A 22,138-nucleotide genomic window follows, 5' to 3' on the forward strand; every position below is an offset into this window, starting at 1 on the left:
AGCGCGTGGGCAGTACCATTTCACACATCACATGCCGCGGGAAGGCTCGCGGAGCGGACGGTTTCCCCATGGAGTTGGGGTTCTCATGGCGGCGACCGGGGCAGCCGGCAGCTGCCGACTGAACTGACCAGCTTTGTCGGGCACGTCGGCGAACTGGCCGAGGTGCGCGGACTGTTGGGGCAGGCCCGGCTGCTGACTCTTCGAGCAGCGTGCCGGATCGCCGCCGCCCCGTGCCACCGCCTGGACGGCATCCCGCTGGCCATCGAGCTGACCGCCGTACGGCTTCGGGCGCTGCCCCTTGAGCACCTGGCCGCCCAGCTCACCGACAGCTTCGCCCTGCTCGACGGCGGGTGGATGGCCGCACTGCCGCGGCATCAGACACTGCGTACGACCATCGGGTGGAGCCACGAGCTGTGCTCACCGGCGGAGCGGCTGCTGCGGGCCCGGCTTCGGTCTTCGCCGGTGACTTCGATCTCGCCGCGGTGGAGGCCGTGTGCACCGACCCCCAGTCACCCAAGGGCGCCGCGGTGGGCCCGCTGAATCGGCCTGGTCGACAAGTCGGTGGTGCTTCGGCACGGCGACAGCCACCAACTCCTGGACACCATCCGCGAGTTCGGTGTCGAGTGGCTGGACAAGCTCGAGGAGACCGCCGCGGTCAGGCGCCGACTGACCGCCTACTGCCGAAGCCGTCTTGACCACTTCGCGGACCGGTTCTTCAGTTCGGATCAGGCGCCCCTGTACAAGGCGCTGCTGCCGACGGCCGCCGCCATGTGGCCGTTCTGGCTGTGCGGTGGCCAACCCGCCGAGGCAGGCCACTGGTTGGGCCTGGCGGACGCGCACGTGGAGCACATCCTGGCGAAGCCGGGCTTCTCCTCCCGGTCGCAGATCGCGGCACTGGTCTCGGTGGAGGAGCACTGCCGGGGCACCAACCGGACCGGATAGCCCCCGCCGGCCCGCCCTATACGCCCGGCGGGATCCGTCGCGCCCTGGAGCGGACCTGGAACGCCGTGACGATCTCGACCACGCCGACCACGAGCAGCCACACGCCGCCGACCAGGGTCAGGACGGCGACCGACTCGAACGGCGACACGATCAGGACGATGCCGGCCAGGGCGCTGATGACTCCGAGGCAGGCCTGCCAGCCGCGAGCCGGCATGTTCGGGTCGGAGGCCGCGGCGACGGTCTGCGTGATGCCGCGGAACAGCCAGCCGATGCCGATCCACAGGGCGAGCAGCAGGATCGACTGCATCTGTCCTCGGAAACAGAACAGGCCGAGCAGTACGGACAGGGCGCCGCTGATGAAGGCCATCACCCGCATCGCGGCCGACACATGCGTACCGAAGGCGGCGATGAGCTGGAAGATGCCGCTCACCAGGAGGTAGAGGCCAAAGAGGACGCCTGCCGCCCACAGGGACGCACCCGGCCAGACGAGGACGAGGACGCCCAGGATCAGCGAGGCGACACCCGCGACCATCACGACCTGCCAGGCGGACTTCGCGAGGCTGCCGAGCGGGCCCGGCGGCCGGTCGTGGTCGCCGTCGTGGGGCGTCGGGTGCGGTGTGCGGGGGTCGTGCGGCGCTTCGGTCATGCTCGACCCTCCACTCGGTTCCCCGGCACCCGCCACAGCACCTGGACCGAACGGCGTACGGCGGCCCGGCTTCTCCTCACCTACGCGACGCGCAGCCAAGTGGCATGGCCAGAACCGCAGACCTAGCCTGGCCAAAAGCGTCGTCCAGCACAGCGCGCGTCCGCGTGGCGGAAGGGTACGAGTCTTGAGCCCGTCGAATGAGGACCAGGAACAGCTGGAGCGCAGCGTGGGTCCCGCGCCCGAGGCCGAGCCGGAGTTCCACCCCTACCACCACCCCGCCGCCGGATGGGGCGCCGCAAAGAGCGTGACCCGGTTCCTGCTGCGTGAGCGTGAGCTGGTGGACGGTCCACGGGCCATCATGAAGATGAACCACGAGAACACGGGCTTCGACTGTCCCGGGTGCGCGTGGCCGGACGACACCAAGGGCCTCAAGCTCGACATCTGCGAGAACGGGATCAAGCACGTCACCTGGGAGATGACCCGCAAGCGCGTCGACCGGAAGTTCTTCGCCGAGCACACGGTGAGCGAGCTGTCCCGGTGGAGCGACTTCGCGCTGGAGGACCAGGGCCGGCTGACCGAGCCGATGCGGTACGACCTCGAGTCGGACCACTACGTACCCATCAGCTGGAAGGACGCGTTCGCGATGGTCGGCCGCGCGCTGCGCGAGCTCGACGACCCGAACCAGGCCTCGTTCTACACATCGGGCCGGCTCGGCAACGAAGCGACGTTCCTCTACCAGTTGATGGCCCGTGAGCTGGGCACGAACAATCTGCCCGACTGCTCCAACATGTGCCACGAGGCCAGCGGCCGCGCGCTGCAGGCGTCACTGGGCACCGGCAAGGGCACCGTCGACCTCAAGGACTGGGAGGCCACCGACGCCCTGTTCATCATGGGCGTCAACGTGGCCTCCAACGCCCCGCGGATGCTCACCGCGCTCGCCGAGGCCCACCACCGCGGCGCCCAGATCGTGCACATCAACCCCCTGGTCGAGGCGGCCGCCACCCGCACCATCGTCCCGCACGACATCATGGACATGGCCCTGTTCAAGACGACCAGGACGAGCACGCTGAACGTGCAGCCGCGCATCGGCGGTGACATGGCGCTCATGCGGGGCATGGCCAAGGCGGTCCTCGAGCAGTCCAGGACCGATCCCAAGGCGCTGGACCAGGAGTTCATCGACCGCCACACCTGGGGCTTCGAGAAGTACCGCGACGTGTGCGAGGCCACGCCCTGGGAGGAGATCGAGCTCCAGTCCGGGGTCGGCCGCGGCGACATCCTCAAGATGGCGCGCGTCTACCGCGATGCCGACCGCAGCATCGTCAGCTGGTGCCTGGGCGTCACCCAGCACGAGCACGGCGTCGACACCGTCCGGGAAATCGTCAACCTCCTTCTGCTGCGCGGCAATCTGGGCCGGGAAGGCGCGGGCCCCTCCCCCGTCCGCGGACACAGCAACGTCCAGGGCAACCGCACCTGCGGCATCGACCACCGCCCGCACCCGGAGTTCCTTGACCGCCTCGCCGAGGTCTGCAAGATCGACCCGCCCCGCGAGCACGGCCTCGACACCATCGGCACCATCCAGGCGATGGACCGCGGCGATGTGAAGGTGTTCATCGGGATGGGCGGCAACTTCGCCCTCGCGGCGCCGGACACCCCGTACACCTACGAGGCCCTGGGCAACTGCGAACTCACCGTCCAGGTGAGCACCAAGCTGAACCGCAGTCACATCGTGCACGGACGCCAGGCGCTCATCCTGCCCTGCCTCGGCCGCACCGAGAAGGATCAGCAGCGGGGCGGCCTCCAGAGCACGTCCGTCGAGGACTCGATGAGCATGGTGCATCTGTCGGTCGGCATGAAACGCCCCGCGTCGCCGCATCTGCTGTCCGAGCCCGCGATCGTCGCCGGCATGGCCCGTGCCGCACTCCCCGACAGCGACACCCCCTGGGAGTCGTACATCGAGGACTACGACCGTATCCGCGACACCATGGCCCAAGCCCTCGACGGCTTCGAGGACTTCAACCGCCGGGTGCGGCTGCCGCTCGGCTTCCGCATCAAGCAGCCGGCCCGCGAGCTGGTCTTCCTCACGCCGTCCGGAGCGGCCGAGTTCTCCTCGGCCCCGCTGCCCGACGTCGTGCCCGCCGCCGGAACCCTGGCGCTCGGCACGATGCGCTCCCACGACCAGTGGAACACCACGATCTACTCCGACAACGACCGGTACCGCGGCATCAAGAACCTGCGCACGCTCGTCTTCATGAACGCGGACGACATGCGCGAACGCGGCATCGAGGAGTTCGACCCGGTCGACATCACCAGTACCGCCAAGGACGGCAGCAAGCGTCATCTCAACGGCTATCTCGCCATCCCCTACGACATCCCGCGCGGCTGCGCGGCCGGCTACATGCCCGAGATGAACATCCTGTGCGCGCTGGTCGACTACAGCACCCAGAGCGACCAGCCGATCATGAAGCACGTCAAGGTCACCATCGGCCCGGCTGCTTGAGCGAGCCGACCTGCGACGAAGACGGCGGTGCCGCCCGCGGTGTCGTCGCCGACGGCCGCGTCCACCTCCTCCAGGGAGAGCGGGGTGTCGCGCACCGCCAGGAGGCCCTCACGGAAACCGCCCGGCAGACCGATGTGGCCGCCGCCCTGGAACGCCTTCCCGGAGACCCGGGTCCCCAGTGAATGCCCGTCACCCGCACGGCTGGTGACGGTGCATCAGGCAGCCCGGATGCCGAGATGGCGCAGGGCCGACGCCACCGCCCCTGCCCCGCACATGCCGTGCGCTCCGGGGCCTGGCGGGGTGGCCGCCGAGCACAGGAACACCCCGGGCAGGCCGGTGGCGTACGGGTCTAGTGCGAGGCGCGGCCCGAGGAGCAGCTGCGGGACGGTCTTGGCCCCGGTGAGGATGTCGCCGCCACGGAAGTTGGGGTTGGCGGCGGCGAAGTCGGCGGGCCGGGTGACCTGCCGGCCCACGATGCGTTCGCGCACCCCGGGGGCGAAGCGCTCCAGTTGCCGGAGGATCGCCTCGGTGGCGTCGCCGTCGTAGCCGTACGGGACATGGGCGTACGTCCACACGGGGTGGACGTCACCGGCCGACCGCGACGGGTCGGCCAGATACTGCTGGCCGACCAGGACGAAGGGGCGCCCCGGCATTCTCCCGCGGGTCACTTCCCGCTCCGTGTGCGCGACTTCGGCGAGCGGGCCGCCGAGGTGCACGGTGGCGGCGCGGCGGGCGTGCTCGTTCGTCCAGGGCACGCCGCCTTCGACGGCCAGGTCGAGCTTGAAGGCGCCGGGTCCGCGGCGGAAGCGTTTGTAGGCCGCCCGTACCCGGCTCGGCAGCAAGTCGCCGTAGAGGGCGGCGACTTGGGCCGGGTCGAGGTCGAGGAGGGTCACGTCGGCGGGCGGGATCTGTGCGCGGTCCGTGACGCGAACCCCGGTCTCGATCGTGCCGCCGTGCGTCCGCAGCACCCGCTCCATGCTGCGGGCGATGGACTGCGAACCGCCTTCGGCGACGACCCACCCTGCCGCGTGGCCCGCGGTGAGGATGCCGAGGGGGATCGCGGAGGTGAAGGGACGGGACAGCGGGCGGAAGTTGTGGGCCGCGACACCGGCCCACAGGGCCTGCGCCTGAGGAGTCTTGAAGAGGCGTGCGAGGGCGGTCGCGGGCAGGGCGGTCGGCAGGCCGAAGCGCGCGAGCAGCAGCGGGTGCGCCGGGACGCGCAGCAGGGGGCCCATCGTGTCCGGGGCAAGCGCGTCCCAGTGGCGTACCGAAGGTGCGAAGAGCGCCCGGTAGCGGTCGCCGTCCGCTCCGAGCATGCGGCTGGTCTCCGCCACGGAGCGCAGCAGTACGCCGGCCGTGTCGTCGTCCAGCGGGTGTACGCAGTCGATGTCGGCCGAGCGCCAGCGCAGCCCGTGCTGTTCGAGGCCCAGCGCGCGCAGCGCCGGTGAGGCCACGGCCATGGGGTGGATGGCCGAGCAGTGGTCGTGCAGCAGTCCGGGCACGATGGCCTCATGGCTGCGGGTGCCGCCGCCGACCTCGTGGGCGGCTTCCAGGAGGGTGACGTCGAGCCCCGCCTTGGCGAGGAGTGCCGCGGCGGCGAGCCCGTTGGGCCCGCCGCCCACGACGACCGCGGACGTCATGACTCGGTGTCCGCGGACAGGGGCCGCAACGGATGCAGCGACTCCACGTCGTGGACGGGGTAGTCCGGCCCGTCGGTCGGCCAGGGCTGGCGGATCAGCATGTCCCGCACCTTGACGTGGCCCCGCTCGAGCAGGCCAAGCGCCGCGTCGTGGATCTCATAGTCCTGAGTCTGCCGGTGAATGGGCTGGGCTTCCAGGCAGATCACCCGGACCTCGCCGGGGGCGAAGCCACAGCGGGCCTGGACGGCGCGCAGCAGCTGGTCGTCGTGGAGGTGGCCCTCGCCGAAGTTCCAGCCGATCGCGAACCCGGCGACCATCTCTCCGTCGATCACCATGGCGTCGTCCTGGCCGTCGGTGAGGCGGGCGATCAGTCCGTTGTGGGCGCGCCCGTGGGAGTGCATGGCCCGCCAGCCCTCCACCTTGGCGGCCATGAGCAGGGCGGTGTCGGCGTCGTAGAGCTGCGCCAGCTGGTTGGAGGCGAGCCGCGTCGCGGTGGTCAGACCCGCTTCCAGGCGCTGCGCCGCGTCACCGGTGAACACCCAGACGCTGGTGGCCCAGTTGCCCGCGTAATAGCGCATCGCGGGCAGGAAGGAGACGAGGTCGGGCCGTATGTTGCCGAGGGCGGGGAGCAACAGCAGGCTCGGCAGGATCACGGCGAGCAGCCAGGGCGAGTCCAGGTCCCGGACGGTGAGGTCGCTGTGGGCACCGAACAGGTAGAACAGCGAGAAGATGAAGAAGATGTTCCACTCCAGCGGCACCCCCATCGGGATGGTCGAGAGGATGTGGAGGTGGAAGACGGCCATATAGAGCAGCGCCGCCCACGTCCACCAGCCGCCGTCGCCGAAGAAGACCAGGTAGAGCGGGACGGCGTACTCGGTGGCGGTGCCGACATGGGCGAGCAGGAACGACAGGCGTGAAGGGCGCAGGTCCTCCGGATGGTCGCGGTAGAAGATCCGCTTGATGCGGCCCGAGGGGATCAGGGGCGCGTTGCTCATCATCGTCGCCACCACGAACGGGAAATGGTGGTTGAGCTTGGACGTCGCGGCGCCCCACCAGAGCGCCAGCATGACGAGCTCGAAGCCGATGAACTGGTCGTTGTACGGGAAGAAGAAGAGCAGCAGCGAAAGACCGTACTGTTCGGCGCGCGCCGCGAGGAACACGGTCTTGTCGCGCAGGCCGAGCACCGCCAGGCCCGCGATGAGCGGTAAGGCGGCAAGGGGTTCGACGAGGCCGATGTGACCGAAGTCCGCGATGCCGGTGCCGTCGCCGGGGCGGCTCAGCAGCCAGCCGCCGGAGGCGAGTACGGCGGCGTACAGCAGGACGTCGACGGCGGTGCGCCGGTCGCCGCGGGTCAGCGGCACCTTGTCCGGCCACGGGGGCAGCCGGATGGTGCCGGGCCGCAGCCAGTAGAGGATGGAGCCGATCGGCGGGTTGAAGCGGGAGGAGAGCGGGCCGGATCCGCAGCCAAGGCCCACGATCTCCCACAGGATCGTGAAGACGATCAGCTTCTGGTAGACGATCGGCTCGGACCACCAGGAGCCCACGTCGCCGACGGTACCCAGGCCGGGCGTCAGCGAGATCACGAGGGCCACGCCGCCGACGTAGAGCACGCACTTGACCAAATAGAACAGGAACACGCCGTAGGGGCTGCCGAAGCCGTGCTCGACCCAGTGCCGGGTCAGGATCTCCAGGCGCTCACGGCGCGGCAGGGAGCGGAAGGCGCCGGCATCGACGGGCACCAGCCGGGGTTTTATGAAGCCCATGGGGTCAGCCTCTGCGTCTCGTACGAATCAGGAGGGAACGAACGCGAAGGTATGCCGGAACCAGGTGTCGTGGCGCCCCCCTTCTTCATCCGCGCCCTATGGTCATTCGGGAGTCAAAGGGGATATTTATGGCCACCGGGATTCCGCCGCGCGACGCTTCCGCCCAGGACGTGAAGGCGGGGCTGCTGCTGCGTCGTTGGAAGTTGTGGATCGTTCCGGGTGTGCTCAGTGGCTTTGTCGCACTCGCCCTTTCCCTGCTGTACATGGGCGGCATCCTCACGCCCGCCGACCATCTGGACCGGCTGCCCATCGCCCTGGTGAATTCGGACACGGACAAGCCGCTGCCGGGTCAGCAGGAGAATCTCGGCTCCCAGGTGAGTGCCGGCATCGTCTCCTCCACTCCGCGTGGGGATGTCGACTGGCGCAGGATCAGCCGCGCAGAGGCTCAGGACGAGCTGGCCTCCGGCAAGGTCTACGGAGCGCTGGAGATTCCCTCCGGCTTCACGTCCGCCGTGGGATCGCTGGCCTCCGGGAAAGCCACTGCCCAGCCGACCCTGACGACGCTCACCAATCCCGGAATGGGCAGCCTCGGCTCGTCCCTGGCCGGGCAGATCACCCAACGGGCGGCGCACCAGGCTTCCACGGGCATCGGCAAGCAGCTGGTGTCGTCACCGGAAGTCGCCAAGGCGAGTTCCACCACGCGGGTGCTGCTCGCCGACCCGGTCGCGGTGAGCACCAAGGTCGGCCACCCGATCGGTACGCACACCGGTCTGGGCCTGAGCGCCTTCTACTACACCCTGCTGCTGGTCCTGACCGGATTCCTCGCCGCCAACCTCATCCACAACACCGTCGACAGCTCACTCGGCTACGCGGACAGCGAGATCGGCCCCTGGCACTCCCGGCAACCCACCGTTCCCATCAGCCGCACCCAGATGCTGCTCCTGAAAATGGTCATGACCGCGGGTCTCTCGCTCCTGACGACCACGCTTCTCATGGTGGCGACGGTCTCGATCCTGGGCATGGACGCGCCGCACCCGGCGCTGCTGTGGGTGTTCTCCTGCTGTGCGAGTCTCTCCGTCGGCCTCGGGGTTCAGGCGATCAACGCCGCCTTCGGCAGCATCGGCCAGCTGGTCGCCATGTTCGTCTTCATCGCGCTCGCGCTCCCGTCGTCCGGCGCCACGGTCCCGCTGGAAGCCACGCCGGGCTTCTACCGCTTCCTCGCCACGTTCGAACCCATGCGCCAACTCGTCGCCGGCGTCCGGGCGATCGTCTACTTCGACGCCCGCGCCGACGCCGGACTCACCCGGGGCTGGATCATGATCGCGGTCGGTTTCGTCGCCGCGCTCGTGTTCGGCTTCGCCATGACCCGCTATTACGACCGCAAGGGCCTGCACCGGATGGTGCCGCAGCCGGGGTGACGGTCCTCGTCGCAATCGGCGGCTCGCCGTGGCAGCCGGAGTGGCTGGTGCCTCAGCCCTCCCCCGCAGCGCCCGTCCCGCCCAGCGACACGATCGTCACGGCCGACTCTCCACCGGGCGTCTTGTAGCTGACGCTGTCACCCGCGCGGTGGCCGAGCAGCGCACAACCCATGGGACTGTCGTACGTGACCATCGTCGGGTCCAGCGGCTCCGCGACCTCACCGATCTCGACGGTCCCCTCCGTGCCGTCCGAGAACCGCACGGTGACCGTGCTGCCCATCCCGACCTCGTCGGTCGATGGCGGACCCGCGTCGTCCGCCTGGCGGAGCCGCAGGGTGATCTCGGTGATGCGGTCGTCGAGGCGTCCGATGACGGCCAGCCGCCGCAACTCGTCGGCCTGGTCGGCGCGGTCGCCCGTTTCGTTGGTGTCCTGCAGCGTCGCGGCATCCGCTTTCCGTTCGGCGCGCAGGTCTGCGAGCTCCTTCTCGAGCGCGCGACGAGCGCCGGCACCGATCGGTCGGGGATCTCCGTTCATCACTGCTCCCGTGAACTGTCAGCTTTCGTAGTCACTCGGCGGAAAGGCATCACGCTGCGCACGGGTCTTCTTGCCCGTCGGCATGTCGCCTTGGTCGACTTCGCGGTCGACTTCGGCCTGCGCATCTTCGTACTGTGCCTCGGAACTCTCCCGCTTCTTCACGGGAATTCCCGCGTCCCGCTCGTCTTCCCGCGTGCGACGCTCCAGTTGCTCCTCGTCGGGTCGCAGGGGCATTCCTCGGCTGTGGTCCGTGTCCGGGTTGCCTTCGACTTTCCGGTTGGACTTGTGGTGACCCGCCATGTGTCCTCCTTGCCTGAGTGTTCTTACCGGTCGCCGTCGGTGGATTCCGTGGGATCCGCGGCGGCTCCCTTGCGTACGGTGCAATGGAGCGTGTCGTTCTCCACGTCGGCGACGATGGTGTCGCCCGGGTCCGCCTCACCGCCGAGCAGGAAGGAGGCGATGCGGTTGTCGAGCTCGGCCTGAATCGTGCGGCGCAGCGGACGGGCACCGAATTCCGGCTGGTGGCCATGGGCGACGAGCAACTTCTTGGCCGCGTCGGTGACTTCCAGATTGATGCCCTGGGCGTGCACCCGGTGCTTGCTCTGGTCGAGGAGGTGATCCACGATCTGCGACAGGTCGTCCTCGGTGAGGCTGTGGAAGATGATGATGTCGTCGATGCGGTTGAGGAATTCGGGCAGGAACCGCGTCCGCAGTTCCCCCATCAACTCGTCCTTGATCTCGGACACATCGCCTTCGTGCGCGAGAATGCGATGGGCGCCGATATTTGACGTCATGATGACGACGCAGTGCCGGAAGTCGACGGTGCGTCCCTGGGCGTCGGTAAGACGTCCGTCGTCGAGGATCTGCAGCAGCGTGTTGAAGACGTCGGGGTGGGCCTTTTCCACCTCGTCGAACAGCACCACGCTGTAGGGCTGCCGGCGGACCTTCTCCGTGAGCTGGCCGGCCTCTTCGTAACCGACGTATCCGGGCGGGGCGCCGACGAGCCGGGCGACGGTGTGCTTCTCCTGGAACTCGCTCATGTCGAAGCGGATCATGTGATCCTCGTCGCCGAACAGCAACTCGGCGAGCGTCTTGGCGAGTTCGGTCTTGCCCACGCCGGTGGGGCCGAGGAAGAGGAACGAGCCGACGGGGCGGTTGGGGTCGCCCATGCCCGCACGGTTGCGGCGTACGGCCTCCGAGACGGCGGTGACCGCCTCGTCCTGGCCGACGATCCTGGCGTGCATCTCCTCTTCGAGCTTGAGGAGCTTCTCCTTCTCGCTCGCGGTGAGCTGGGAGACCGGGATCCCGGTGCGGCGGGAGACGACATCGGCGATGTCGTCGGCGGTGACGGAGACGACGCCCTCGCGGCGCTCCTCGATGCCCGCGAGTTCGCCTTCCGCCTCGGCGATCTGCCGCTTGAGGTCGGAGGCCTTCTCGAAGTCCTCACCGGCCACCGCATGAGCCTGCTCGCGGCGGAGTTTGGCGATGCGGTCCTCGCGGCTGACGACCTCGGTGGAGCGACCCGTACTGCGCAGGCGGACACGGGCGCCCGCCTGGTCCATCAGGTCGATGGCCTTGTCCGGCAGGAACCGGTCGCTGATGTACCGGTCGGACAGCTCGGCCGCCGCCGCCAGGGCGCCGTCGGCGAAGCGGACCTGGTGGTGGGCTTCGTAGGCGTCCCGCAGCCCCTCCAGGATCTGCACCGTCTGCTCCACGGTCGGCTCCGGGATCAGTACGGGCTGGAAGCGGCGCTCCAGGGCGGCGTCCTTCTCGATGTGCTTGCGGTACTCGTCGATGGTCGTCGCGCCGACGACGTGCAGCTCTCCGCGTGCCAGCGCGGGCTTGAGCATGTTGCCCGCGTCCATCGACCCCTCGCCGGTGGCGCCCGCGCCCACGACCGTATGGAGTTCGTCGATGAACAGGATGATGTCGCCGCTGGCTTCCTGGACGTCCTCGATGACCTTCTTCAGGCGCTCCTCGAACTGGCCTCGGTACTGTGCGCCGGCCACCATGCCGGAGAGGTCGAGCGAGACGACCCTCTTGTCCTTCAGGGTCGCCGGGACTTCGCCGGCCACGATCCGCTGCGCCAGGCCTTCGACGATGGCGGTCTTGCCGACGCCGGGCTCGCCGATGAGCACAGGGTTGTTCTTGGATCGCCGCGAGAGGATCTCGACGGTCTGCTCGATCTCATCGGACCGCCCGACGACCGGGTCGAGCTTTCCGGCCTTCGCTTCCTCCGTCAGGTCCCGCCCGAACTCGTCCAGGGTCGTGGCCGGCTTCTCCTTCTTCGCGTCGGCCGGGAATCCGTCCGAGCGGGCCGCCTGGTCCGCGAGGCCCGACAGCCGCTCCGGGTCAAGGCCCTCCGCGCGCAGCAGCCGGTTGGCGCCCGAGTCGGCGCCGTCGAGGAGCGCGCTGAGAATGTGCTCGGGCCCGATGTACGAAACCCCGGCGGCCTGCGAGTGGGCGTAGGCGGTTGCCAGGGTGCGCTTGGCCGCCGGTGTCAGTCCTGGTTCCGCGGACGGCTCACCGGACTCCCTTGGCAGGACCGCGTCGAGTTCCGAGGCGAGCTTGTCGGGATTCACGCCGACCTGGGAGAGCAATTTGCGCGCGGGGTCGACCTGTGCGGACGCCCAGAGCAGGTGCTCCGTGTCGAGGTCGGGGGTTCCGTCCTTGACCGCTCGCTGCGCGGCCAGATTCAGGAGTTCCTGCGAGGAATCGGTCAGGAGCCGCCCGATGGGAACGCGCTGAACGGCCGGTGGCGACGATGCCGGGGACATTCCGAAAAACCGATTCAACATCTCGCTGAAGGGGTCAGAGGAACCGAACCCTGAACCGAAGGACATCGACATCGCAGCTCCTGGTACCGAGGGGGATCTGTACAACTGAAACGCGATGTCCACTGCTCTGCAAGCGGAGATAAATGCAGGCGGGAACGAGAATTGAGGGGCTGCTCAGCCGCTCGTATCCGGGCTGAGCGTCACCACTGGGGGTGATCGGGGCGAGCTCGCGGTTCAGGTTGTTCATGCCGGTGGGCGTGGTCATGATCGGACTCCTTTCAGGCTGCCGATCCCCAGGGAGCCATCGGTGGACATCACATCGCCCGGCGCGGCGGGGAGGTCATCGAGGAAATCAGCGGTCGGCACATGAAACAGGCATCCGGTGACCGCCGTGGAGAATTCGAGGATCCGGTCGTGCAGCCCCGGCCGGCCACCCGCGTCGGCGGCATTCCCCTCGGGGTTCTCGCTGCCGTCGACGAAGCCGAGCAGATCGCGGTGATCGGACGGGCCAGTTCGAAGCAGAGGTCCATGCGTTGGGCGCGTACGTGAAAGAGGAGGTCGTCGGCGGTGGCCGGAGCGCGGTGGCGCTGACCGGCCAACTCCACGAAGGGATGCAGGTCTTGGGGTCGCGGTCCGCTGAAGAGCTGGTCCCAGGCCTCAGAGCCGATGCCGACGACGCAGCTCAGCCGGTCGTTCGGGCGCACGGAAGGCCACCGAGCGCTTCAGAGCCGATACGTCCTCCAGCAGGCCACAGACCGTGTCCTCACCGCCCGATCTGATGGTGACCACAAGGAACACGGCGGCTCTGGCCGGCGGGACGATCAGCCGGTGACGATCAACCGGTGACGATTCCCGTGACGAGGTTGATGGTCGTGGCGAGGATGCTGGTGCCGAAGACGTAGGCCAGCACCGAGTGCCGCAGGACGACCGAGCGGATCGTCGGACTCGACACGTCGGTGTCGGACACCTGGTAGGTCATGCCGAGGTTGTAACTGAAGTAGAGGAAGTCCCGGTACGCGGGCGGGTCACCGGAGTTGAAGTCGATCCCGCCCGATGCGGTGTAGTACATGTACGCGTAACGGGCCGCGTACATCAGATGGAGCGCCGCCCAGGACATGAACACGCCGCCGAGTGCGACCGCGGCCCCGGCATGGCCGCTGTCGGTGTCACCGAGCAGAAGCAACAGCACGATGGCGACGAGTCCGCACAGGGCGGTGGCCACGACCACGAGCTCCTCGATGACGGGCCGGAAGTCCTCGCGGCGGGCATTGTCGCGCGTGGCCTTGGCATCCATCGGCCACAGCACCATCCAGCCCGCCACGACAAAGGCCAGTTCCGTCACGGCGATGCCGGCGAGCACGCCAAGGGGAATGCCGCTCGCGATGCCCACGACCACGCCGGCGACAGCCCCGACGACCACCGCGCTGCTCAGCCGCGGGACCGCGGAACTGGGCAAAATGGCGCTCATGGGCCATAACGGTAGTCGCCGCACCGCGGCTCAGCCCGGCGAGCCCACTCGCTCCGCCCGCTCGAGGAGAACCTCCGCCGCCGCCCGTGCGTGTCGGCCGTAGTCCGCGTCACCCAGCACCATCGCGCGACTGGCCGCCCCGTCCGCGAGGGTGGCCAGCTGTTCGGCGAGGGCGACCGGTTCGCGGCAGCCCAGCTCCGTCACCAGTGCGGCGATCAGCTGCACCATCCGCAGCTTCTGTTCACGGGCGTAGGAGTGGGCCGCGCTCTCCGGGTCGGGGAACTCCGCGGCGGCATCGATGAACGGACACCCCCGTACCGGATTCGCGTCCCCCGCGGGCTGCTCGAACAGCTTGAGGATCCGTTCCCGCGGGGGGATGTCCTCGCGGGTCAGCACGCTTTCCAGCGTGGCACCCGACGACGCGAGGTCCTGCAGGTGGGCGATGACCAGGTCGTTCTTGGTCCGAAAGTGCGCGTAGAGCGTCCGCTTGGACACCGGCGCTTCCTCCGCGACCTGCTCCATGCCGGTCGCGTTGATCCCCTGGGCCGCGAACAGCTGTGCGGCGGCAGCCAGAATCCGCTCCCGCCCTCCGCGCCCCCGCCGTTGAGATGTCGTAGCCGTCGCACTCATGAGGCAAGTATACGTACGCGTTTACTTCCCAAGGTGCGCACTGCTACGGTCCCTCCCAAGTAAACGCACCCGTTTACATAAATGAACGGCCTTGAGGAGGAGTCCCTATGAGCAAGCCGGTGCCCACAGAGCTGAGTGGCTGCGCGGAGAAGCTGGTCCGTGGCCGTCACGCGACCCGGGCGTTCCGTCCGGGAGCCGTGCCCGAGGACACGATGCATGCGATCTTCTCGCTGGCCGGCGCCGCGCCGTCCAATTCCAACGCACAACCATGGCAGGTGGAAGTGGTGAGCGGCGCGGCGCGTGAGCGACTGGCGGACGCCTTGCGGGCGGCCCATGCCGAGAAGCGCGTCTCGGCGGACTTCCCGTATTCCGAAGGGATGTACTCGCCGACTCACCAGGCGCGCCGGGCGGCGTTCGGCGGCGAGCTGTACGGAGCGCTGGGCATCGGTCCCGACGACCACGCGGCACGCGCGGCCTACGACGCGCAGAGCCTGCGCTTCTACGGCGCGCCACACGCCGCGTTCCTGTTTGTCACCGGAGACGGCGGGGCCCGCCTTGCCGCGGATGTCGGCGCCTACATGCAGACGCTGCTCCTGGCGATGACCGCGTACGGCGTGGACAGTTGCCCGCAGGGGCTGCTCAGCTTCTACGCCGACACCGTCCGCGCCGAACTCGGCGTGACCGAAGGAAAGCTGCTCCTGGGCATCTCGTTCGGCTATGCCGACGAGGCCGCCCCGGTGAACCGGATCACCACCGAGCGGTCCTCGCTCGCGTCAACCACGGCCTTCCATGGCTAGGGACCTCCGTTTGACCACAGCCCTGGCTATGCGAACTGGCCGGGCTGGTAGTCGCCCGCGGGCTGCTGGACGATGACGTTTCCCCGGTTGAAGGCGTTGATCAGCGCGATGGTCGACACCAGGGCGGCCAACTGCTCCTCGTCGTAGTGCTTGGCGGCGTTCGCCCAGGCCTCATCGGTGACCCCGCCGGCCGCGTCCGCGATACGGGTGCCCTGCTCCGTCAGCTCCAACGCCGCGCGCTCGGCGTCGCTGAAGACCTTCGCCTCGCGCCAGGCCGCGACCAGGTTGAGGCGCAGGGACGTCTCACCGGCGGCGGCAGCGTCCTTGGTGTGCATGTCGGTGCAGAATCCGCAGCCGTTGATCTGGCTGGCGCGGAGCTTCACCAGCTCCTGCGTCGCGGCCGGCAGCGTGGACTCCGCGAGCACCTTGCCGGCGGCGACCAGGTGCTTGCCGAACTTGGCTGCGACCGGGCTGGTGAAGAAGTTCAGGCGGGCTTCCATGATGCGCTCCAGTGTCGTTGCGGGTGCCTACACCCTTCCGACGGAACAGCTCCGCGAAATGTGACACGGCTGCCCGATCAGCTGCCCGATCGGCCCGTCGGCGCCAGCCGCAGGGTCCTGGCCACTGTCGTCTGTGCCCGCTCGATGCCCGGCAAGATCTCGTCCCGGGCGAGGGGGTCCGCCTGCACAGCGGCCAGGTGCGCTCGGTACGTGCTCTCGTCGGGGTAGGCCGTGACGACCACGGCGACGTTCTCCCCGGTGCGGACGGGCAGTCGGGGGAATGTGTTGGGCGCCGCCTCGGTGGTGAGGGCGGCCAGTGGCGCGGGGCCCGTCCTGTGCAGCACGGGGAGAAGTCCCGTCCCGGATCAGTGCGATGCCGTCCTGGCGGCCGGGAGGGAAGGACCACACCGTGGCGGCCACGAAGCGATCCGGTGCCGGAGCGCCGACCTGGGGCCGTCGGGAAGGGGAGATGGCGAAGCCGCTCCCCTCCGACAGGGGACGCAGGAGGAGTACGTCGTCGGAGTCGAGCATGGTGGCGTTGGCCTGGGGGCCGTGTTTGGCCCAGACGGGGCCGTCGTAGAAGGCCGCCAGCGCGCGCTGCCGTGCCGCCATGTCCCGGAATCCGCGCAGCCAGACGAAGCGGTCCGGTTCGTCGAGCTGCTGCGGCTCGGTGTCGACGTCGAGGTCGTCGCGCCCTCGGAACTGCGCCGGGCCATGGCCGACACGGTCGACGTACTCGCCAGGACGTACGGGGTCGGCTGACCTGCCCGCGTCGCGAAGGCCGGGTCAGATCACGCGGAAGAGGTCGGCGGCGGCGTGGACGTCGGTGAGGTCCTCGATGGAGCGGAGGTTGTCGCACAGGGCGTCCAGGACCGAGCCTGCTTCGGCGGCGGGCGGGGCGCCGATGGCCACGCCGAAGACGCGGAAGCCCAGGAGGTGCTTGGCTTCGTTCCAGCCGCGCATCCACTCCTCGGTGACGCCGCATTCGTCGTCGGTGAGGAGCACGATGTCGCCGCGCTTGCGGGCGGCGTCGTTGAACTCGTCCCCCAGGAGCTCGGCGGCCGCCGTCAGGGGCGTCTGGTAGCTGGTGCCGCCGCCGAGGAAGGTCTCCGCGAAGTCGAGCGTCCGGTCGATGCCGGCGGGGCGGTCGGCCGGGAAGCGGAAGACCTGGAGCTTGTCGGCAGCGGAGAACAGGATGCCGACGAAGTCACGCCCGGCGTCGCGGGCCTGGTCGAGGAGCGCCAGGGCGCACGCCTTGGCCCACGCCTCCCGGGTGACTCCGCCGGGCCCTTCCACGTACATGGAGTGCGAGGTGTCCACGCAGGCGATGACGGCGCCCTTGCCGGTGGCCTGCTCTCCCTGGCTGTCGTAGAGCATCAGCTCCCCGGCGGCGTAACGCGCGGCGAACACCGCACGCAGCTCGGGCAGGCCGAGGTTGGCCAGTTCGGAGGGGATGACGCGGGAGAGGTCGTTGCCGAGCGTCACGCCGACCAGTTCCCCGGCGGTGTTCTCCACCTTGCGGGCGCGCTCGGCTCCGGCCATCTGCCGGAAGCGGCCGATCAGTTCGGCCCACTGTGCGAGCCGGCCGGTGCGCAGCCGCTCGGCGAGCCGGGCGCGCCGGCCGAACGCCAGCCGCTCGAGATCGCCGGGACCGACGCCCCACGCCCGCATCAGGGCGGCCTCCTCACGCGCAGCCCTGGCCGCCTTCGCCGCCGAGTTCCGCGCGGCGGCGCCGATACCAGGGGCGGCCACCGCGAGGACCTGCCCGGCGTCCCGAGCGGCCCGCTGAGCGGCGGCCTCTGCGGCCTCGGCCGCGGCGATCGCCTGGTGGACGGTGTCGGCGGACGGGGCCGGCACGGTGCCATCCTCGTCGGCGGACGGAGCCGGCAAGGTGCCGTCCTCGTCGGCGAACCGCCGGAGCGCCTCGGCCACGGCGGTCGCCGCGCCTTCGGCGTCCTCCTGTGCCTTCTTCGCCCGCTCGGCCTGGTCCTGGGCATCCCGGGAGCTCTCAAGGATTCGGCGCAGCGCGGGGGCCTGGGCGAGCACGGCCATGGCGGCGGCGTAGGGGTCGCCGGCCGTCTCCCGGCGCAGCTCGGCGAACTCCATCGACTCCAGCAGTGAGGAGATGACCTGGTGGTTGAGCAGCCGGGACGGGTCCATGTCCGCGCGCTCGCGCAGCCGCGGGCTGACCTTGTACGCGGCCAGGAACGCGTCGGTGAGGAGGTCGGTGGCGTAGGGGTGACGCTCGTTCAGCTCCTCGGCGAGGTCGCGCAGTCCGGCCGACTGCGCGTAGGTGTCGCGCCAGGCGATCTGCTCGAACCGGTCCGCGACCACGGCCGCGGTGTGCCGATCGGGAGCGGCGGCGGACAGGCCGAGCCACTTCCCTGCCCTGCCCGCCAACTCGTCGAGCCTGCCCGGCGTTTCGCCCACGGCTTGATCCCCCCGGTGGTCAGAGCTGAGCCTGCACCATGCTCGCGTCCATGCCGAGGGCTTCGGTGAGGACCCGGGCGCGGACGGCGCGCTGGCGGCCGGTGACCCTGTCTATGGCGGCGGTGGAGCGGCCGGCGCCCACCGCCTCATCGCGCAGCTTCTCCAACCGCTTCCCCGCCATGGCGAGCTTGTTGTGGGCCTTCTTGATGACCCACTCGCTCAGCGCCTCGCGGGACTGCCCGGCCATGGCGTCGAGCTGGGCCTCCAACTCCTCGATGGCATCGGCCAGTTCGAGCGCCTCCTTGGCGTCGGGGTTGACCAGTTGCAGCACCTCGCGCTCGACGGTCGGGCGCTCGGCCGGTGAGTCCCACAGCACGTGCGTAAGGACCGACAGGTCGGTCTCGGCGACCGCCGGGCGGCCGTCGAGGTACGCGGACGCCTGGAGCAGGCCCACCGCCTGCCGCCAGCGGCGGTCCGATGCGACGAGTTCCTTGCGGCGCAGCGCGGCCCGCAGCGTACACACCGCATCCACGATCCCGTCGGGGACGTCCACGGAAGGGACGGCCTCGGTCACGGCGTGCTGCAGCGCGGCCAGCTCGACGGTGGTGCGATGCGGTGCCGCCGGGCGGCCGACGGCGGAGCGGACCAGCGCGGCGAAGTTGGACGGGTCGGCCAGGTATCCGACCTCGATCCGGACAAGGAGCCGGTCGTAGATCGCGGCCGTGTCCTCCCCGGCAGGCAGTTCGTTGCTCGCCGTGATGGCGCCGATCAGGGGGCAGCGGATCGGCTCGCCGCCGCTCTCGGGGTGGTAGATCCGCTCGTTGAGGTAGCCCAGCGTCTCGTTCAGCGCCGCCGTGGAGCACTTGAATATCTCGTCGATGAACGCGACGTGCGCGGTCGTGGCGCGGCCGTCGTAGACCTGGCGGTACTCGCCCCTGGCCAGCGCGGCGACGTCGACGGGACCGAACATCCTCGTCGGCGCGGTGAACTTCGACAGGAGGATCTCCCAGTAGGACGCGCCGTCGACCCGGCCCGTGAGCTCCCGGGCCAGCTCGGACTTCGCCGTCCCGGGAGGGCCGAGCACCAACGAGTGCTGCCCGGCAAGGAGCGTCACCACCAGGGTCCGCACCACGTCGGCCCGCTCGTAGAAACGGTCCGACAACTCGTCGCAGACCGTCCGCAGCCTCTTGGCCGTGTCCTGCGCGTCCGGTGCGTCCAGTGCGTCCGGTGCGTCCACGTTTTTCAACTCCTTGCGACGCTGCCCTGCCGGGCTCGGTCCTTGCCCGAGCAAGATAGCCGCCGGTTCACCCAGCCTCCCCCGGAGTCGGCACGCAGCGCCGCATCGACCATCCGGAGGGTCCGCGCGGCCTGCGCATCCGCCTGCGGCCCGCCGAGCCTGAGGGTGAAGGCCGCGCTGGTCACGGCCGTGGAGCCGTCCGGCGTCACACCGCACTCGGAGACACAGCCGAGACTGGTCCCGCCGTGGAACCAGATGCCGTCGCCACGCCCCGCCACCGGCCGCCAGGCGATGCCCAGGCCGTAGCGGACACCGGGCACGGGGCTCAGATCGGCGGCCGGCACGGTCTGTCTCATCGCCGCCAGCTGGGCGGGACGCAGCAGCCGGCCGCTCATCAGGGCGCGCAGGAAGACACCGTGGTCGCGTGCCGTCGCGATGATTCCGCCGTCCGCTCCCCCGCCGAAGTTGAGGGTCGTGTCGGTCGGCCGCGGGTCGCCGGGGAAGTGCGTGTACGCGGTGGCCGTCGGCCCGGGCACATACGAGGAGGTGCCCGGGGTGAGCGTGTGGCGCAGGCCGAGGGGTTCGATGATCCGCTCGTGGACCTCCTGCGCCCAGGGGTGTCCGGTGACCTGCTCGATGAGCATTCCGGCAACGACGTAGTTGGTGTTGGAGTACCCCCAACGCCGTTCCTGCGCCGGATCGTTCGCGTCGGGCAGCCACTGCGGCGGCTTGCTCAGCGCCGCGGCCAGCTGTTCCGCAGGCGTCTGCGGGCGGAAGCGGTGGCGGCGGTAGCTCTCCGCGGTGAGGTCACCGGCGTCCGCGGCGAAGTAGTCGTTCAGGCCGCTGGTCTGCCGCAGCAGGTTGGCGACGGTGATGCGGCGGCCGTCGTTGCCGTGGCCACGGACCGCTCCGGGCAGCCATCGGTCGACCGTATCGGTGAGCTTCAGCCGTCCCTCGCCGACGAGTTGGAGTACGACGGTGGCGGTGAAGGTCTTGGTGTCGCTGCCGATGCGGTAGTACGCGTCCCAGGGCACGGGCCCCTTCGCCGCGAGATCGGCGACGCCCGCACGGGCGGTCGTCCGGCCGTGCGCGCCCTGCACCTCGGCGAGGATGCCGGACACCCCGGTGGCCAGGATCGCGTCGACGTCCTTCTGGAGCGAAGAAGCCGCGTGGGGCGTGCGCCGCGCCGCCGTGGCCGCGGGGGCGCCGGCCACTCCCGTGAGCAGGGCGGCCGCGGTGGCCGTCAGGCCGGTGCGCCTGCTGACCATCGGGGCCGTCGGGGCCATCGGGGTGTTCGCCTTCATCGCTCCCCCTCGTTCTTCGCTGCCTCGTCCGTCGGGCGGGGGCAGGTGAAGTCGGCGGCGGGCAGCTTTCCGTCGCGCAGATAGGCGTTGACGGTCCGGTCGGCGCACGCGACGGGCGTGAGGCCGTCGTTGCCGCGCCCGTAGACGCCGTGCGAACGGATGTCGGCCGTCAGCAGCCGCGAGCCGGTGAGCTTGCGGTGCAGGGCGAGGGCGCCGTCGTACGGAACGTTGTTGTCGTAGCGGGCCTGGAGCATCAGGACGGGGACGGCGTTGCCGATCTTTGTGCCGGGTTCGCGCGGCGCGGCTCCCCAGAACGCACACGGGGCGATCATTCCGTTGACGTACGGACCGAAGACCGGCTCCGTGGCGCGGCTGCGCTGCATGTTCTTCCAGTACGTCTCCGGGTTCTTCGGCCAGCCGCCCGCGGGCCAGCCCCCGTCGCCGCACATGAAGATCGCGCCGCCGACCATGCTGCTCTCAAGATCGGGCGAGACAAGGAGCTCCAGGAGCGCGGCGAGCGCGGGCCCCGGCTTGTCGAGCTCGCCCGCGGCGGCCTTCTTCAAGTCGCCGACGACACCGGCCAGTTGAGGGTCGCTCTCCTCGTGCTGGACTAGCTGCTTGAACACGATGCGCAGCAACGCAGCGTTGAGCCGTTGACCGTCTACCGCGATGGGACGGCGCTCGGCCCGGTCGAGCAACTTCCGTACGTCCGACCTGACCTGACCCGCCTGACCGTCCAAGGCCGCCTCCGCGGGCGCGCCCGACCGCTGGAACAGCTCGTACTGCGTGGCCGCCGGATCGGTCGAGGAGTCCAGGACGAACCGGTCGGCCCGGCGCGGGAAGAGCTGGGTGTAGACGGCGCCCAGGTCGGCGCCGTACGAGATGCCGTAGTACGAGAGCGTGCGCTCGCCGAGTGCCGCGCGGATCGCGTCCATGTCGCGGGCGACGTTGCGGGTCGAGGCATGGGGCAGCAACCGGGCGTTGTCGCCGTGCTCTTGGCAGCGGCGTGCGGTGTCGCGCGCGGAACGCACCGCTGCCTCGAAGTCCTTGCGGGGTCTTGTGGATTCCGGGGGCGGCGTCGGGCGCGGGGTTTTGCCGCAGGTGACGGGGGTGCTCTCGCCGAGGAAGCGCGGGTCGAAGCCGATCAGGTCGTAGCGGTCCGCCACATCCTTCAGCGCGGGGCGCAGGGCGAGGGTGTTGGCCAAGCCGGTCCCGCCGGGGCCGCCGGGGTTCGAGAGCAGGATGCCGCGCCGCTCGCCCGGCGACTTCGCCTTGATGCGGGAGATCGCGATCTTGATCGTACGACCGCCGGGGTCGGCGTAGTCGAGCGGGACGGTCACCTTCGCGCACTGCGCGCCCGCCTCGTTCAACGCCTTCTGGTCGGCGGAGCAGCGGCCCCAACTGAGCTTCTGGCGGGGCTGTTCGGAGGAATCGGGGAGGGTGGCGGCGGCCACTCCTCCGGCGAGTAATCCGGCCAGGGCCAGGCCTGCGGTGACTGCTGAGGCGGCTCGCATCGTGCTCCTTGGATCGACTGGACCGATCGGCTCGGCCGAA

At 69.8% G+C, this 22,138-nt stretch carries 20 protein-coding genes and 3 pseudogenes; 6 read left to right on the forward strand and 17 right to left on the reverse strand.

Annotation, left to right across the window (positions count from 1 at the left end; all coding sequences use genetic code 11):
- Positions 1–162: 162 nt before the first annotated feature.
- Both OG453_RS39555 and OG453_RS39560 read left to right on the forward strand, forming a co-directional pair.
- Positions 163–540 carry a hypothetical protein gene (locus tag OG453_RS39555; RefSeq protein ID WP_266873557.1) on the forward strand — a complete coding sequence of 126 codons (378 nt, stop codon included), beginning with the start codon at positions 163–165 and terminating at the stop codon, positions 538–540.
- 21 nt (positions 541–561) lie between these two features.
- Positions 562–942, forward strand: coding sequence for a hypothetical protein (locus tag OG453_RS39560; protein ID WP_266873558.1), 381 nt, complete (start codon positions 562–564; stop codon positions 940–942).
- Between the two features lie 16 nt (positions 943–958).
- Here OG453_RS39560 and OG453_RS39565 read toward each other — a convergent pair whose 3' ends face one another.
- The gene (locus OG453_RS39565; protein ID WP_266873559.1) at positions 959–1,588 is read right to left on the reverse strand and encodes an HdeD family acid-resistance protein; all 630 of its coding nucleotides are present in this window, start codon (positions 1,586–1,588) and stop codon (positions 959–961) included.
- 226 nt (positions 1,589–1,814) lie between these two features.
- On the opposite strand from OG453_RS39565, the gene OG453_RS39570 reads away from it, so the two are divergent.
- Positions 1,815–4,085 carry an FdhF/YdeP family oxidoreductase gene (locus OG453_RS39570; RefSeq protein WP_266873876.1) on the forward strand — a complete coding sequence of 757 codons (2,271 nt, stop codon included), beginning with the start codon at positions 1,815–1,817 and terminating at the stop codon, positions 4,083–4,085.
- Positions 4,086–4,099: 14 nt separating this feature from the next.
- Here the strand turns inward: OG453_RS39570 and OG453_RS39575 are convergent.
- The 3 genes and pseudogenes from OG453_RS39575 to OG453_RS39585 all read right to left on the reverse strand — a co-directional run.
- Positions 4,100–4,219: pseudogene (locus OG453_RS39575) on the reverse strand (molybdenum cofactor biosynthesis protein MoaE); the annotation flags it as partial.
- An 81-nt stretch (positions 4,220–4,300) separates the two neighbouring features.
- Complete coding sequence (locus tag OG453_RS39580) at positions 4,301–5,725, reverse strand: NAD(P)/FAD-dependent oxidoreductase (protein WP_266873560.1); 1,425 nt, start codon at positions 5,723–5,725, stop codon at positions 4,301–4,303.
- Positions 5,722–7,488 (reverse strand): DUF3556 domain-containing protein, encoded by a 1,767-nt coding sequence (locus OG453_RS39585; RefSeq protein WP_266873561.1) that lies wholly within the window; start codon positions 7,486–7,488, stop codon positions 5,722–5,724. The genes OG453_RS39580 and OG453_RS39585 overlap by 4 nt, the downstream gene beginning before the upstream one ends.
- Positions 7,489–7,616: 128 nt before the next feature.
- Here OG453_RS39585 and OG453_RS39590 point away from each other — a divergent pair, with 128 nt between their 5' ends.
- Positions 7,617–8,906, forward strand: a complete 1,290-nt coding sequence (locus OG453_RS39590; protein ID WP_266873562.1) for a YhgE/Pip domain-containing protein — start codon at positions 7,617–7,619, stop codon at positions 8,904–8,906.
- A gap of 52 nt (positions 8,907–8,958) precedes the next feature.
- On the opposite strand, the gene OG453_RS39595 is transcribed toward OG453_RS39590, so the two are convergent.
- From OG453_RS39595 to OG453_RS39625, 7 genes and pseudogenes are all read right to left on the reverse strand, one after another.
- Entirely contained in the window at positions 8,959–9,441 is a 483-nt protein-coding gene (locus OG453_RS39595) for a GreA/GreB family elongation factor (protein WP_266873563.1), read from the reverse strand.
- Positions 9,442–9,459: 18 nt separating this feature from the next.
- On the reverse strand, positions 9,460–9,741 hold the full coding sequence (locus OG453_RS39600) for a hypothetical protein (RefSeq protein WP_266873564.1): 282 nt from the start codon (positions 9,739–9,741) through the stop codon (positions 9,460–9,462).
- Positions 9,742–9,764: 23 nt separating this feature from the next.
- Positions 9,765–12,290, reverse strand: coding sequence for an ATP-dependent Clp protease ATP-binding subunit (locus tag OG453_RS39605; protein WP_266873565.1), 2,526 nt, complete (start codon positions 12,288–12,290; stop codon positions 9,765–9,767).
- Positions 12,253–12,483, reverse strand: a complete 231-nt coding sequence (locus tag OG453_RS39610) for a hypothetical protein (RefSeq protein ID WP_266873911.1) — start codon at positions 12,481–12,483, stop codon at positions 12,253–12,255. The genes OG453_RS39605 and OG453_RS39610 overlap by 38 nt, the downstream gene beginning before the upstream one ends.
- Positions 12,480–13,043, reverse strand: a pseudogene (locus OG453_RS39615) (Dyp-type peroxidase). Before OG453_RS39615 ends, OG453_RS39610 begins: the two are co-directional and overlap by 4 nt.
- 10 nt (positions 13,044–13,053) lie before the next feature.
- Positions 13,054–13,686, reverse strand: coding sequence for a DUF1345 domain-containing protein (locus OG453_RS39620; protein ID WP_266873566.1), 633 nt, complete (start codon positions 13,684–13,686; stop codon positions 13,054–13,056).
- Between the two features lie 30 nt (positions 13,687–13,716).
- Positions 13,717–14,316 (reverse strand): TetR/AcrR family transcriptional regulator, encoded by a 600-nt coding sequence (locus OG453_RS39625; RefSeq protein WP_266873567.1) that lies wholly within the window; start codon positions 14,314–14,316, stop codon positions 13,717–13,719.
- A 107-nt stretch (positions 14,317–14,423) separates the two neighbouring features.
- Between OG453_RS39625 and OG453_RS39630 the strand changes: the two genes are divergently transcribed.
- Entirely contained in the window at positions 14,424–15,113 is a 690-nt protein-coding gene (locus tag OG453_RS39630; protein ID WP_266873568.1) for a nitroreductase, read from the forward strand.
- A gap of 26 nt (positions 15,114–15,139) precedes the next feature.
- On the opposite strand, the gene OG453_RS39635 is transcribed toward OG453_RS39630, so the two are convergent.
- Together OG453_RS39635 and OG453_RS39640 are read right to left on the reverse strand one after the other, a co-directional pair.
- Positions 15,140–15,613, reverse strand: coding sequence for a carboxymuconolactone decarboxylase family protein (locus tag OG453_RS39635; RefSeq protein WP_266873569.1), 474 nt, complete (start codon positions 15,611–15,613; stop codon positions 15,140–15,142).
- A gap of 77 nt (positions 15,614–15,690) precedes the next feature.
- On the reverse strand, positions 15,691–15,957 hold the full coding sequence (locus tag OG453_RS39640; protein ID WP_266873570.1) for a hypothetical protein: 267 nt from the start codon (positions 15,955–15,957) through the stop codon (positions 15,691–15,693).
- Between the two features lie 310 nt (positions 15,958–16,267).
- On the opposite strand from OG453_RS39640, the pseudogene OG453_RS39645 reads away from it, so the two are divergent.
- A pseudogene (locus OG453_RS39645) lies at positions 16,268–16,375 on the forward strand (transcriptional regulator); the annotation flags it as partial.
- 24 nt (positions 16,376–16,399) lie between these two features.
- Here OG453_RS39645 and OG453_RS39650 read toward each other — a convergent pair.
- From OG453_RS39650 to OG453_RS39665, 4 genes are read right to left on the reverse strand one after another with little or no spacing between them, the layout of a single operon-like run.
- Positions 16,400–18,043, reverse strand: a complete 1,644-nt coding sequence (locus tag OG453_RS39650; protein WP_266873571.1) for a VWA domain-containing protein — start codon at positions 18,041–18,043, stop codon at positions 16,400–16,402.
- A gap of 19 nt (positions 18,044–18,062) precedes the next feature.
- Positions 18,063–19,262, reverse strand: coding sequence for an AAA family ATPase (locus OG453_RS39655; RefSeq protein WP_266873877.1), 1,200 nt, complete (start codon positions 19,260–19,262; stop codon positions 18,063–18,065).
- 23 nt (positions 19,263–19,285) lie between these two features.
- Positions 19,286–20,584, reverse strand: a complete 1,299-nt coding sequence (locus OG453_RS39660) for a serine hydrolase (protein ID WP_266873572.1) — start codon at positions 20,582–20,584, stop codon at positions 19,286–19,288.
- A complete protein-coding gene (locus OG453_RS39665) occupies positions 20,581–22,098 on the reverse strand; it encodes an alpha/beta hydrolase (RefSeq protein WP_266873573.1) in 1,518 nt (505 codons plus the stop codon). Before OG453_RS39665 ends, OG453_RS39660 begins: the two co-directional genes overlap by 4 nt.
- Between the last annotated feature and the right edge of the window lie 40 nt (positions 22,099–22,138).

The organism is Streptomyces sp. NBC_01381 (assembly GCF_026340305.1).
GTDB lineage: Bacteria > Actinomycetota > Actinomycetes > Streptomycetales > Streptomycetaceae > Streptomyces.

Excerpts from the sequence above, each read along its gene's own strand:
- OG453_RS39625 (WP_266873567.1), bottom strand. The coding sequence starts at position 14,316 with ATGAGTGCGACGGCTACGACATCTCAACGGCGGGGGCGCGGAGGGCGG.
- OG453_RS39605 (WP_266873565.1), bottom strand. The coding sequence starts at position 12,290 with ATGTCGATGTCCTTCGGTTCAGGGTTCGGTTCCTCTGACCCCTTCAGC.
- OG453_RS39600 (WP_266873564.1), bottom strand. The coding sequence starts at position 9,741 with ATGGCGGGTCACCACAAGTCCAACCGGAAAGTCGAAGGCAACCCGGAC.
- OG453_RS39610 (WP_266873911.1), bottom strand. The coding sequence starts at position 12,483 with ATGACCACGCCCACCGGCATGAACAACCTGAACCGCGAGCTCGCCCCG.
- OG453_RS39580 (WP_266873560.1), bottom strand. The coding sequence starts at position 5,725 with ATGACGTCCGCGGTCGTCGTGGGCGGCGGGCCCAACGGGCTCGCCGCC.
- OG453_RS39620 (WP_266873566.1), bottom strand. The coding sequence starts at position 13,686 with ATGAGCGCCATTTTGCCCAGTTCCGCGGTCCCGCGGCTGAGCAGCGCG.
- OG453_RS39595 (WP_266873563.1), bottom strand. The coding sequence starts at position 9,441 with ATGAACGGAGATCCCCGACCGATCGGTGCCGGCGCTCGTCGCGCGCTC.
- OG453_RS39635 (WP_266873569.1), bottom strand. The coding sequence starts at position 15,613 with ATGGAAGCCCGCCTGAACTTCTTCACCAGCCCGGTCGCAGCCAAGTTC.
- OG453_RS39630 (WP_266873568.1), top strand. The coding sequence starts at position 14,424 with ATGAGCAAGCCGGTGCCCACAGAGCTGAGTGGCTGCGCGGAGAAGCTG.
- OG453_RS39565 (WP_266873559.1), bottom strand. The coding sequence starts at position 1,588 with ATGACCGAAGCGCCGCACGACCCCCGCACACCGCACCCGACGCCCCAC.
- OG453_RS39585 (WP_266873561.1), bottom strand. The coding sequence starts at position 7,488 with ATGGGCTTCATAAAACCCCGGCTGGTGCCCGTCGATGCCGGCGCCTTC.
- OG453_RS39590 (WP_266873562.1), top strand. The coding sequence starts at position 7,617 with ATGGCCACCGGGATTCCGCCGCGCGACGCTTCCGCCCAGGACGTGAAG.
- OG453_RS39665 (WP_266873573.1), bottom strand. The coding sequence starts at position 22,098 with ATGCGAGCCGCCTCAGCAGTCACCGCAGGCCTGGCCCTGGCCGGATTA.
- OG453_RS39660 (WP_266873572.1), bottom strand. The coding sequence starts at position 20,584 with ATGAAGGCGAACACCCCGATGGCCCCGACGGCCCCGATGGTCAGCAGG.